General features: G+C 39.4%; 11 protein-coding genes. 3 read left to right on the top strand and 8 right to left on the bottom strand.

The features are described 5' to 3' along the window. The 6 genes from wecB to U9O96_08200 form a co-directional block, all read right to left on the bottom strand. A partial coding sequence (gene wecB, locus U9O96_08225; protein MEA2055070.1) for a UDP-N-acetylglucosamine 2-epimerase (non-hydrolyzing) occupies positions 1-579 on the bottom strand: 579 nt, incomplete at its 3' end. Between the two features lies 1 nt (position 580). Then, positions 581-1,474 carry a glycosyltransferase gene (locus U9O96_08220; GenBank protein ID MEA2055069.1) on the bottom strand — a complete coding sequence of 298 codons (894 nt, stop codon included), beginning with the start codon at positions 1,472-1,474 and terminating at the stop codon, positions 581-583. A 61-nt stretch (positions 1,475-1,535) separates the two neighbouring features. Continuing rightward, on the bottom strand, positions 1,536-2,654 hold the full coding sequence (locus tag U9O96_08215; GenBank protein ID MEA2055068.1) for an ATP-binding protein: 1,119 nt from the start codon (positions 2,652-2,654) through the stop codon (positions 1,536-1,538). Between the two features lie 324 nt (positions 2,655-2,978). Further along, positions 2,979-3,458 carry a DUF3368 domain-containing protein gene (locus tag U9O96_08210; protein ID MEA2055067.1) on the bottom strand — a complete coding sequence of 160 codons (480 nt, stop codon included), beginning with the start codon at positions 3,456-3,458 and terminating at the stop codon, positions 2,979-2,981. Continuing rightward, positions 3,449-3,733 (bottom strand): UPF0175 family protein, encoded by a 285-nt coding sequence (locus U9O96_08205; protein ID MEA2055066.1) that lies wholly within the window; start codon positions 3,731-3,733, stop codon positions 3,449-3,451. Before U9O96_08205 ends, U9O96_08210 begins: the two co-directional genes overlap by 10 nt. 196 nt (positions 3,734-3,929) lie before the next feature. Next, positions 3,930-4,280 carry a hypothetical protein gene (locus U9O96_08200; GenBank protein MEA2055065.1) on the bottom strand — a complete coding sequence of 117 codons (351 nt, stop codon included), beginning with the start codon at positions 4,278-4,280 and terminating at the stop codon, positions 3,930-3,932. 76 nt (positions 4,281-4,356) lie between these two features. On the opposite strand from U9O96_08200, the gene U9O96_08195 reads away from it, so the two are divergent. Continuing rightward, positions 4,357-4,800 carry a hypothetical protein gene (locus U9O96_08195; protein ID MEA2055064.1) on the top strand — a complete coding sequence of 148 codons (444 nt, stop codon included), beginning with the start codon at positions 4,357-4,359 and terminating at the stop codon, positions 4,798-4,800. Next, entirely contained in the window at positions 4,793-5,254 is a 462-nt protein-coding gene (locus U9O96_08190) for a metal-dependent hydrolase (protein ID MEA2055063.1), read from the top strand. Before U9O96_08195 ends, U9O96_08190 begins: the two co-directional genes overlap by 8 nt. On the opposite strand, the gene U9O96_08185 is transcribed toward U9O96_08190, so the two are convergent. Together U9O96_08185 and U9O96_08180 are read right to left on the bottom strand one after the other, a co-directional pair. Next, on the bottom strand, positions 5,211-7,817 hold the full coding sequence (locus U9O96_08185) for a LamG-like jellyroll fold domain-containing protein (protein MEA2055062.1): 2,607 nt from the start codon (positions 7,815-7,817) through the stop codon (positions 5,211-5,213). The genes U9O96_08190 and U9O96_08185 overlap by 44 nt on opposite strands. A gap of 41 nt (positions 7,818-7,858) precedes the next feature. Continuing rightward, positions 7,859-9,688, bottom strand: coding sequence for a DUF1616 domain-containing protein (locus tag U9O96_08180; protein ID MEA2055061.1), 1,830 nt, complete (start codon positions 9,686-9,688; stop codon positions 7,859-7,861). Between the two features lie 157 nt (positions 9,689-9,845). Between U9O96_08180 and U9O96_08175 the strand changes: the two genes are divergently transcribed. Further along, positions 9,846-13,515: FG-GAP-like repeat-containing protein (locus U9O96_08175; protein ID MEA2055060.1), on the top strand; the 3,670-nt coding region annotated here is incomplete at its 3' end.

Genomic DNA, 13,515 nt, shown 5'->3' with positions numbered 1-13,515 from the left:
GTGCAAGTCATTAAGTGCGTTTTTTCTACTGCTTGCTATCTTTAAATTTTGATACACTGCATCCACAATCGTATTTCCAGTAGCAAAGATTTTTTCATCCAGAATGCCTTCGCCAAGTAAGATTTGCCTCGCTTTTTCTGTCGGTGCAAAAAGATAATCCGAGCAGTGATCGGTTAAAACGCGATTGATTTCTTCCGGCATGCTTCTGTCATAGCTTCTTAAACCAGCTTCAACATGCCCCACTTTTATATGCAATTTCGTGGCTACTAACGCACCTGCTAATACCGTGTTCGTGTCCCCTTCTACCAAAACAGCATCCGGTTTTTCTTTCATCAAAATCTTCTCAATCCCAATAAGCATCTTTCCGGTCTGCTCCCCGTGCGAGCCTGAGCCTGCATCCAGATTATATTTTACTTCTGGCAACTCCAATTGTTCAAAGAAAACTCTGTCCATATTGTACGAATAATGCTGACCTGTATGCAAAATAAAGTAATCTAAACTAAGCCTTTCGCATTCCCTTATTATCGGGCTCATCTTTATTATTTCTGGGCGTGTTCCCAGGATAATACAAATTTTCATTTTAATCTTCTCTTGCCCTTTGAATAATGTGCGGAAGAATATTCAACAGCAAACTCATGAGAACAGCCAGAGTGCCGATAATCAAAAAGAAAATGGCAAGCAGAGCACCTGATAGATAAACTTCGCCTTTGCTGTAATATTGTAGTGTTTTCATTCCAAAAAATAAGCCCACCAGGATAGAAGCCAGTCCAGGAACACCGATAAAGAGCAACGGTCTCCTTTCAGCAACGAGCCAAAGAATATATCTTAAAACAGAAGGGCCATGTGAGAACGGATTTTTTTTAGACGTTTTCAAATTTTTGTATTTACAGGAAGTTCTTACTTCAGCAATTTTTAGGTTAAAATCTTTTGCAAGAATTAATTGCTCACTCTCCGCACTGAATCCATTTCCTCTCAAACGATGGACAAACCCTTCCACGGCTTTTCTATTGAAAGCTCTGAATCCGCACTGACTGTCTGTAACCTTTTCTGCTTTCAACCCTGTGGCATAATCCAGGGCTCTTTTCCCCGTCTTCCTCCATAAAGGCATTTCTGTAAGCCTGCCAAAACGGAAACCTATTGCCATATCTGCTTCCCTATTTATAACAGGCCTTAGCAAATCTGGAATTTCGTCTGCATCATGCTGCCCGTCTCCATCCAGAGTAACAACAACATCAAAATCATTTTCCAAGGCATATTTAAAAGCACTTTTTATCCCGTATGCCTTACCTTTATTTTCCTCATGCCCTATTACTTTTGCTCCTGCCTCTTCTGCTATCTTTGCCGTGCTGTCAATACTTCCATCATCTATTACCAGAGCTTCATCGACATGCCTTCTTGCCTTTAAAATAACGCTTCCAATAGTTGCTTCCTCATTATAGCAGGGTATTGCTGCAAGTATCTTCATTTTTTTCATTTTCACCTTAATAAGCTTGTATTCATAAAGCTTACTCCATACATATATTCGTTTTTAAACATCAAATCATTTTACGATGTTTAAATAAAAGCCATACTTTAAATAAAGGATCAACAAACTCGTATCTATTGTCCAGCACGCCTTTTTCTATCAGTCCTTTCAGTGCAGTTTGAACACTACTTGCAGGACCCAATGCATGTTTCTGGATAAATTCCATAGACATAGGCTTTTCAGTTGGATCAATTGATAGGGCTTTGAGAATTTGTCTTTGCCTTCTGTTTTTTATTCCATCTAGCTCATCCTCAAATTCTTTATCCAAACTCAAACATATCTCCACAACAACCTCTTTTACAAGGGTAGGTGTAGGAACTTTTCCATCTATTGCTTTAGAAAAAAGCCAATGACAGATTTGTTGGATTCTCTGTGGGTTTCCACAAGCAAGTCTATAAATCTCAGCTATTGCATCATCATCAATATTTGTCACCTGTGAAAAACCTTTTTTTATAAAAGGTGTAAATGCTCCTATGGGTATCGGCCCTAGGGTCATTGGTCTAAGCTGTTTGTAAAATGCCCTACTTTTTTCATTCACCATTGCCTCAAGGACATGCTGTTTCGAGCCTGAAAATATATACGTAACCATACTCTGCTCTTGAATTGTACTTCTGATGACCTTTTCTATACGATGTCCTTTAAACTCTGCAATCACTTGACACTCATCCATTACAACAATCACTTTTTTCTTCCGTTTTTCTGCAATCTTTTGGATCATCATGATAGTTTCTCTTAGTGTCTTTTCACGTTCAATAAATTCTAGTTTTATTCCAATGCTTCCATCCTTTTCTATTGTCAGAAGAGGTCTGGCAGATGTAATCCCCTCTTTGAGCATAGTAGCAGCTTTCTCAATCTTGTTATAAGCTGCATTTATTATACCGCTGGCCAACTTTTCGGCAATCTCTACCTCAGTGAGGCATTCCCAGAGATCCACATAAATTGAAATACGCTCTTCGCCTATTCTGCGAATCGCTTCTTTTAAAAGTGAGGATTTCCCATATCTTCTTGGAGAATACAATAAAATATTTTCTCCAGAAAGCACTGCATCGATCAGAGCTTTTAATTCCTTCTCCCTATCTACGAATGATTCTCCTACTACAATTCTTTGATAATCAAACGGATTTTCCATCTCTTCACCAAGCTATAATATTTATTACGTATAAATACGTTATGTAATTTTACATAATTAATGATTCAAAACATGCGAAATTTCATCTCCATCTAAAGTAACGACCCACTTCCTTTGCCGTGTCATCAATACTTCCATTATCTATTACTAATACTTCGTCAACGTGCCTTTTCGCCTTTAAGACAACGCTTCCAATAGTTGCTTCCTCATTGCTGCAAGTATCTTCATTTTTTTCATTCTTTCCTCATGCATTTATGGAGAAGGATTTGCCAATGCACTCTTACCAAACATGCAGAGGATGTCTTTTCATCTCTACCTAGGTTTTCATACATCCTCTCCCTTCTGTAAAATCCGGTAAAAATCTTCAATTGATGAGTAAAACCCTCTTCCTATCATTTTATGAAGTATTTTCTGCCCTTCTCTGGCAGAAATAATGCCTTTTTCAACCGCTTTCACCAGCACGCCTATAGTTCCAGAAACTGGAATGGCTATTCGCTGGGCAAATTTTCTTGCATCAAAGTCATCCGTGAGTATCTTAAGCTTTTTATGCATCCCTACGGCGAGACAAGAAGCTTCTCCATTTCCAAATTTTCCTCTTAACCTCGAAAATGTTAATCGTTCCTCTGCACTCATATCAACCACTTCAATGCCCACATCAAATTTGAAAATCCCCTTTTTCGTGCAAACTTTTAGTTCCTCGATCACTTCTTCAGTGGTGCAAACGTGAACTGTATTTACAAGAACGTCCAATTTATCGACTAGAGCAAAATTCGATAAAACCGTAGCATCTGTAATTATTTCCATTCCTTCATCGCTTCTGTTTCTGCAATTACGTCTTCACGAGATATTGACCTAATGGGTACTCCCTTTTTTCTAAAATCCCTTCGAAGTTCGATCCTTGTGGTTTCCAGCAATTCTGCAGCCTTACTCAAATTTATCTTTTCATCTATATAAGCACCTATAACCAAAGACTTGAAAATATCGGGATTTTTCACTCTAATCTCTTTCAGAATTTCATCAATAGCTTCTGGCTGCATTTCATCTAACTTTCTTAATTCTTCAAATGCCCAGGATACCATCTTCCCACCATTTTCATATCAGTTGAGGGATATTTAAAGATATTGCATCTTCAGCACTTGAGCGGGGCTACGCATATGATCTTACTTCTTCCTTTTCGGTTCCGTATTCCTTTGCCAATAAATCCTAATAGATAATACTTTCCTTCCTCAAACTGGCCAACTGATAGCCCTCCTATCATCACATCAATTCAGATTATCAGAGAAAGGAATAGATTGTTTTTTCCCTCAGGTTAAAATATTTTTTTACCACCTCTACAAAAATTTTTTGCTGAGAACTGCCAGTTAATGAATAAACATCATCAAATCCGTCATATGCTTCAAGCTCTTTCGCGGCAAGCCTTTTTTGTGCTTGAGCAACGTTAAACCGCTGCGATATGCGTGCCAGGATATTTGTCCAATATCCCATCTTTTTTGCTTTATCAGAGGAAATATTTTTCACCGTGCCGCATTTAGTGCACCATGGATGGAGAGCTACTTCACTCTTTTCATCATTTCTTAAAGGAAGCCATACCCTCTCTTCCGAACCACAACTTGTATGAAGGCACATTGTCAAGCATAAATAAAAAGCAGTATAAAAGCCAAACGGTCGAAAATTAAAAATAATGTGTAAAGTTTTCACGGCAATGAGACGGACAGCATTTCTTTTTCTTATTATCCTTTTTCTTCTTATGGCATACAGCCTTGTAGAACACGACAAAAAAGACCCGGACATGGATTATATTCTAAAAAATTTTGAGAAATATAATAATACTGAAGTATCTTTTGGCGGAAAGGTGGTTGAAGCAAACAATGGGGAAATAGAAATATGTCTCACGGAACCTCCCTACAATTCTCTAACAATAGGAACAAAAAATATAAGTTTGAAAAAAGGAGATATTGTGGAGGTTACCGGTGTGTTGGATGGAAAGGGACATGTAACAGCTAAAAAAATCATGGTGAGCAGCAGCTGGAAATCCAGCCTCATATTCATCCGTTCTCTCCCAGCCATTCCCTTCGCCATTTATTTCCTTTTCCGTAATTGGAAATTCAACTTTAAAAAATTCATGTTCGAGGGTAAAAATGCCTGATTGGCTTACGCATACCATCGCGGGATGGATTACGGGGAGGGCAGCAAAAATGGATGTTTCTTTAGTTATTGTCGGCTCTCTCCTACCGGATTTAATAAAAATAAACCTTGTCTTTACCGCATTAAAAATAGATACCCACGGCTTTTTCGATCCGTTGCATACCCCTGTCGGCTCTTTACTTGTTGCAGGAATCATAGCATCTTTTTTCCCGAAGATAAAAGAGGCTTTCATATTTTTATCCGTGGGAGTAACAACTCACTTTGTACTGGATTTCTTTCTCAGGCATACTTCTGGCGGAATGAAACTTTTGTTCCCGCTGAGCTGGAACGAATGGCAAATTTATGCGATACGCTCCGACAACTACTGGGTAACCATTTTTGCAGTAATGATTGCGATCATATTTTACATCATTATGAGGAAGAAACAAAAATTTTCTTTGAAATTGAATCGCTGAGCCCGTCCTCGTTCCGTACCGTTAAAGTTACCTCGTATTCTCCCGCTTTGCCATATGTATATTCCGCATAATTCACCCATCTTGCCCCATAAATTGTTGCATCTTGCCCCCCGATTCTACCATATGCAATATTTCCTTTTCCTTCATCAAACTTCCACCACGATACTAAACCATTTGTAACAACATTTCCGTTATAATTACCTTCCACTTCGGAGTTATTTAATGTCCTCCCATAAATTCTGACATCTCTTATACATCCGTTGAACCATCTGTTATTTCTCCCGCCTATTATAATACTGCCCTCTTCAGAGGAAATTTTTCCCCCTCCCGTGGCAAATTCAATGAACTTTCCATCCCAGTACAAAGTAAATCTGCCTGTTTTGTCATAGATACCAGCAAAATGGTGCCATGTATTCGCGTCAAATTCTATGACTGGATGAGCGGCTTTCCATTTCTCGCCCCTAACCACAAAATATACCCTATTGTTTGAATGTTTGAAACAGTTAATGTACGTTCCCCCGCCATACCATAAAAACCATTCATGTATTTCACCATCATTGTACGAAAAGTCCGGTTGTATCCACATTTCTATCGAAAAACTTCCGTTCATTTTCATTTTTGTTTTTGCATAATCGCCTTCTTCAAATTTCAATCCGTGTATTTTTCCGTTTGAAATATCCCCATCGCCAAAATCCCATGTCCAATTTATTATTTTTCCATATGGTGTTGTAGATGTGCTGATAAAGGTGACAGATTCATTCCTTGGAGTGAATGTGAAATTGGCTGTCGGTGGCAGGCCATAATAAAGATACATGTTTTCGTGTATTTCCAAAAGATTTTCATTCTCGCAATTTTTATACACTAAGCCTATGTCATATTTTTCCAAAAAATCTATGTCTTTTCCTTTTCCTGCAAGGAAAGATTTCATTTCTTTCTCTATATTCATTCCATATTTCGGCAAAAAATTGGAGCAGATTGTATGGACTCCCGTTACTGCAGAGAAAGCAGGTGCTTTTAATGGAGGCACTGCCGCCCTATCAAAAGAATGGTGTTCATCCCTATAGCCGTCAATATTATTTCTTATCCAATCAAATGCATTGAATTCTTTTTCACTAATAACTTTGTAGTATGGCTCTTCTTTATGTTGAGGAACGGCGAAGAAAGCGTTTGTAAGACATAAAAGAATGACGATAGCAATGCTAACTCTTTTTGCTGATATTTTGCCATGAAAAAACTTCTTTGATTTTATAGCATAGTTTATTCCCTTCTCTCCATACTCTCTTATTCCCGCAAGGCCGTAACCGGCAAGGATAGTTATAAACAAAAATAGATATGAGAAGGAACGATCATACATTATTGAAAGGCCAAAATTATAATTGTCATACAAGAAAATAATTGAAATAAAAGATAAAGCAGCTAAAAACATGCCCCGATGTAAAGCTTTTCCCTTATATATTGCCATGAATGAAGCGAAAAAGAATAGAGCCAGTACTATATATCCTAAGTGCCCCATATAAGAATTAATATCAACCATTGACAACGTTGATGTATATTTCTCTCCGAAAAGGGAACTTATCCCCATTTCGAAATAAGATTTTGGTATAACAAGGTAGGAAATTAAAAAAGGTGCAATGACTGCCAGTGCAATAAATGCTCCCTCCCTGTAATTTTTTTCAATCGGTAATAAAATGGCGTAGCAAAGAAGCGCTATAGCCATTGCAACGGCAGATGGGGGATGAGCAACGGCCGTGAAAAGAACCATAAAAAAGAGCAGTGGATATTTTCTGTAACTTTTCATCTGGGCAATTAGAAGAGAAAGGAGGGTTAAAAAAAGTCCAAGAGAGAGGGGAACGAGAAAGGAAGGGCCCAGAAACCGATTACTCGTTGGAATGAAAGCAACGAGGAAAGCAGCTCCAAGCCCAAATTTTCTCTCGCTTCTTTCTCCAAGGGAAAATGCCGTCAGGCTTGTAAAAACAGCCAGCAAGGAAGGCATGAAAAGGAATATTGCTTTCAACTCTGCACCAGAAAGCCATTTGAAGCATGCAAGAAAAACATGGAAACCAATTTCTGGATCGACCATCCATTCTCCACCTGTAAAAGGATTCGGAAATTTTATTTCACCAGAATCCATGAAACCCCTTATATATCCCCAGTGAACCCATTCATCGGCATGAAAAGGTAAATCATATTCCCTGACGGAATGGGGAAGGAATGTCATGTAAAAAACAAATATCAGTATGCCTGCCAAAATAATGCCTTTCATTATTTTCTTTCTTTCTGGAAGAGCAAAAGAAAAACTTTTTTTCTTCATTGCAAGAAACGGAATCGGTATGGCCATATAAACAACAAAAAGTAGGGCAAAAAAAGAGCCCGTTACTCTCATCCATATGGAAAAGAGCATAACGATGCATGCAGAAACTGCAAGTGTGAAGCCGAATCCAAAGACAATTCTTTCCTGCACTTTCATCTTCTTAAAAATCAGCAAACTCCATAAATAACCGGATAAAATCATCATCATGATGCCCCACAGCAGCCTTGCATACTCCATGCTCTCGATGCCCATACTGCCTTGTAATCTTATGACAATTAAAAAATGTTTGCAGTCTAGGTGACTGCTACAGGCTTACTTATACTATCTTTTCCTCCATCATCATCCCTTACCACCAGAGTAACCATGTAGTTGCCGCCAGCAGCGTAGCTATGCCGTGCACAGTTTTTCCATGTTGCCCCAAATATTGTTCCACGGTTGTAGTTTGGGGTGCTGTCATAGGCGATGCTTCCATGGCCTTCATTTAACATCCACCAGCTAACCAGCCCGCCAGTTGTAATATTGCCTTGATAATTGTTTTCAATCTCGATGTCCATTAGAGTCCGGTTGTAAATTCTTACCCCCTTTATATCTCCGCTGAAGGCATTGCTAGATAAATCCTTGTCAATGCCGATATACAGTGCGGCCATAGAAGTGGAAAATGCATCACCGGCCAATGTTCCTTTGCCTGCAATTACACCGTTTCTATACCAGGTTACACGTGAGCCATTCTTCACCATTGCTGCATGCTGCCACTCACCTTCTGTAAAGATGGCATCGCTGTCTACAGAACTTTCGTGACCGTAATCATAGAGTCGGAGAGCTTTCTTGGAAGGTAAGAACTGAATGGCATAGGCACCATTTTTTTGAATCAAACAAGAGTAATTCCTGGTAAAGTCACGTGGTTTGAACCAAAACTCGATGGTGCAGTTAGTAGTAATATTTGGGCTTGTATCATTGCCGCAATCAATATAGTCATTTACACCATCGAATATAAGTGTGTTTTCGCCGTAACTCCTATTACCGTCACCGAAATCCCACGACCGATTGACAATGTAACCATCCGAGTCAAAGCTTGTGTCAATGAAGGTAATGCTGTCTGTCGTGGTTGGACTGCAAGGATTGTACGTAAAGTTTGCCACGGGCGGATTATTCATGGTGATCCACAGGTGGCATTCCCTATAAGCCTGTGAAAGCCTTTTTTCTTCTTCCGGATAATCATTTCCCTCTATGAACTCGTTGGTTTCGCCTTTAAAAAGGAGAAAAGCAACTTTGAAAGAGCCTCTCTTTGTTATATTAAATGAATAATTATATTCCCATTGAGATTTCCATTCCTCCTCCATGTTTGGTGTGGTAAAATTCAATTGAACTTCTATTTTTTTCATAAACCACATGTCGTGAACAGCACTCTCGTTTTCTTTGGAGGATTCGTTGTATCTCCATGATTGATTTACGAGCCATATTTCCACAGTATAATTTATAACCTCGTGTTCATGATTGGCGATGCCTATGATGACTGTCCCGTTTTCCCCTAAGGAAAGATTCGTTGGGTATCCTTCCGCCTTTCCGCTTGGGCCGAGGAGATAAAATTCGGTGAACGATTCGCCAACATGGGGTGTAACAACGATATAGGCGAGAAGCGAGACAGAAATTAGAATGGAGATGATGAGGACAACAGTCAAAACGTTTTCCAGCTTGCTATCACCTTTTGGAAAATGAATATCAATGGACACGAAAAACCTTCTTTTTAGTGGTGGATGATGCCTTACTGGTAAATGTTGCCATCTGTACCATCCAATAGCAGAAATGACAAAAACAAAAGAGGTAAGGCTTATTAAAATCGGTTCAAGGCGGATTCCCCACGGGGTGTAATTAAGGGCTAGCCCTATGAGAGGCACTATTGCAATAGAAAGGCCGAAACTCAATGCAATCCTTTCTATTAAGCTTATATCGCGCCCGGGAAATAAAGCGAATACAAGTACATATCCAGGGATAAATAGGATGAATGGCAGACCAAACAGTACCCTTATCGCGTGCAAGTCAAGAATTACCGCCATAAATGTGGCAATGCTCCATGCAAGGCAGATGATTACATCAATGGGATAATTCTTCCATTCGACTTTCACGAGCCCTGGAACAGTTTCCTGCATATAATATTTCTGAAAATTACAAGAATCATGCTTGGATGCAGATTTATATTGCCCTTCGGGTAGTTGCATCTGAAATTTTCTACTTTCTTATTGGAAGGTTAATTTTAAATGCAAACAATGCATTATGGAATATATGGGTACTAATAACAAAAAACGATTGATCGTTTTTATTGTAATAAGCACGGTAATTTTACTTCTCACTTCTGTTTTATCGAGTATAAACAACTCTCACGGGGAATTTTTTTCTGAAACAGACGGCGATACGACGCCGCCAGTTACCTCAATAAAATATGCTGCACCGTTTTATGAGGACGAAAGAGGAAAATGGATTAATTCATCTACAGAAATATGGCTTAATGCAACAGATGATTATAGTGGAGTAAATTATACACACTATGGGGTGTGGTGTGACAGCAATGGAGATGGAATATTTGAAATTCTTGAGAAAAATGTAACCGTTTACGATAATGATCTAAACGATTCTGATAATTCCTCGGGAAGTATTTCTACATACTTCACTATTTCAAATTCTTGTCACCATAGGATTATTTTTTATAGCGTTGATTATGCAGGTAATGTTGAAACCTCTGGCGAAAGCCAATTGCAGGAGCAGTGGAACTATTCTTATCAACCCATGGTCACACATTGTTGGGAAGACCAGAGCTTTTACAAAGATCAGTATAAAAAAATGGTATTCGGCTCTTCTCCTGCTATCGCAGATCTTTTTAATTTTACACCCGAAATGGAGATCGTATGTGGAAGCGATGAAGCAAAAAATTTCTATCCAGAAATAAATGCTAGTGCAAATGGATTATGGCGATGCTGGTCTTCTAATGGAGATATAGTATGGGCAAGAGACACTAAAACGGATGAAGCGAGAAGCTCACCGGCAATATGTGATATCGATGGGGACGGCGCATTAGAAATAGCAGCAGGGACAACCAGTGGATGGGAGGTGGAAGTTATGGATAATAATGGAAATTTTCTTTGGACTTTCCCGACTTTACCCCCCGGGGGAGCTCCTGGAGGGAAATTTTGTTGGCATTCATCTCCTGCACTTGCAGACATTGTCGATGATGACCCACACTTGAATGGACTGGAACTGGTAATAGGGAACAATCCTTACAACAATTTATGGTGCTTTGATGGCGACAATTCCGATGGCACGGATGATGGTTTTACTTTACCGCGGGATTATTATGGTCGTTCCCCTTATTTTCCATGGACTAAGGCTTATGGTAGCCTTGGGGTAGAGGGGGTTGATTGGGATGTTTTGTGGGTCGTCAATAACAGCCAGCCAATCATAGCATCTCCTGCTGTAGCGGATATAGATAATGATAGCCATATGGAGGTAATTATAGGATCGCTTGATAATACTGTTTACGTTATTGACGGAGCGACAGGGACTACTGAATGGAGCTTTACAACGAACGATAGCATTTATTCTTCTGCTGCCATTGCAAATATTGATGACGATCCTTATCTGGAGATTGTTGTTGGCTCAAATGATACAAATGTATATTGTCTTCAATGGGATGGCAATACAGGAAGTGTTGAATGGAATTTTTCAACGGGAGGGGCAGTCTACTCATCTCCAGCCATCGGCGATGTCGATGGAGACGGTGAGCTTGATATCGTTGTTGGTTCTCTTGATGGAAGTGTCTATTGTCTCAATAATACGGGCTCTCTTAAGTGGAACTACACCACGGGAGGGGCAGTCTATTCATCTCCAGCTCTTGCCTGTGATGGCTCGCTTTATCGCTTGCAATGGCCGATGTTCAGGCATGAATGTGCCAGAACAGGATTCTACGGATATAGTAATGGAGAGCAGAGTTTGCATGTGTTCATAGGTTCAGATGATGGTTATCTTTACAAGTTATATGGTACAAATGGCTCTTTGTTATCAAAATTTTTAACAAATGGACCAATCCATACGTCCCCAAGTATAGCTGACATTGATGGAGATGGTGCAATAGAAATTCTTTTTTACGACTGGGGTGAAGAATGGGGTAGCAACGATACTTTCTGGTGTCTTGAAGAACCAAATATTCCTAAAGCGAGCTATGTGCATGTGGACAATATTCCTCCAGTAACAACAAAAAAGGTTGGAGGAGAGGATGAATATACTGTAACAGACGAAACTCCAATATGGCTGAATGGAACTGACGATGGGAATTGCTCAGTCGGCATTAACTATCTTCATTATGAGATATGGTGGGACAGCAATGGCAATGATGTTGTGGACGAACTGGTAGTCAATAAAACAATATTGGACAATGGTTCAGGTGATGTAAATCCAACAAGTGGAACAATATCTGCCATGTTCACAATGGATCATTATGGCATAAATGAGATAAGGTGGTTCTCTATTGATTTGCTTGGTAACAGGGAAGCCGAACATTATCAGGGACATATACTCATCGTAACGGCTCCCTCCCTCACTGTTATAAAGGATGATAATCCCGATCCCGTTAGTGCTGGAGGTATGCTCACGTATACCATAAATGTAACAAATAGCGGAAATGAGGATGCCACAAATATTATGGTTGTAGATGATTTTGATGAAAGCAATCTTTCTATTATAGACACAGATGGAGGATATAATAATGGGGATACAATAACATGGCACATTTCAAATCTTTCTCCGGGGAGTTATGTTAAATACATCGTAAGTGCAAGAGCAAAATCTATCATGGAGAACGGAACAATAATATACAATACCGTCAATGTGACCTGTGATGAAGGCTCTACTGATGAAGACACCGAGCCAACTAATGTAACATCAGCACCATTGATGGAGATAGATAAAACAGCAGTTGATATTAATGGTTTGTATTTAGAACCCGGGGATAAAATACACTACATAGTCTATATAACTAACACGGGAAATATGAATCACCACGACAATCCAGGAAACGAACTGCAGGATTATATCCCTGCACATACAACCTATGAAAGCGGTTCAGCAACATCCGATGGGGGAACAGCTTCATACGATTCAATACACGATATGATAACATGGAACGGTATTATCAATGTGAGTGAGACCGTAACCATAGAATTCAATGTAACAGTTGATTTTCCATTGGATAATGGCACACTCATATCAAATGATGCAATACTTCATTGGGACAGCAACGGCAATAACATTAACGATGCAACCAGCCATGCATATGCAAATTTAACTGTTGTATCATCTCCTGTTTTATCAATAGAAAAAGCAGACAGTGATGATCCAGTCCATCCGGGAACATTCTTCAATTATACTGTAACAGTAGAAAATAATGGCAATGCCAATGCAACCGATGTAATCGTAAAAGATATGTACGATGCAAATGTAACTTTCATTTCAGCCAATCCCTCCCCTAATGTAGGCAATAATGAATGGCACGTTGCCCTATTAAGCCCTGGAGATATATACCCCATTGAAATCAAGGTGCAAGTGCATATGCCGTTAGAAAACATAATGCTCAATAACACGGCCAATGTGACATGCACTCAAGATGCAACCAATGAAACATATGAAAATACGCAAGTCATATCCGCCCCGGAATTGATTATAGCAAAAGAAGCTATCGACATCAATGGCATTCCTCTTAGGCCAGAGGATACAATTCATTATATCATAAACGTAACCAATGTGGGTGACAAGAATCACCACGACAATCCAGGAAATGAACTGCAGGATTATATCCCTGCACATACAACCTATGAAAGCGGTTCAGCAACATCCGATGGGGGAACAGCTTCATACGATTCAATACACGATATGATAACATGGAACGGTATTATCAATGTGAGTG

Source organism: Candidatus Thermoplasmatota archaeon, assembly GCA_034660695.1.
Lineage (GTDB): Archaea > Thermoplasmatota > E2 > UBA202 > DSCA01 > JAYEJS01.
Note: the sequence above shows the minus strand (reverse complement) of the source record. Positions and strands in the feature narration are given on the sequence as shown.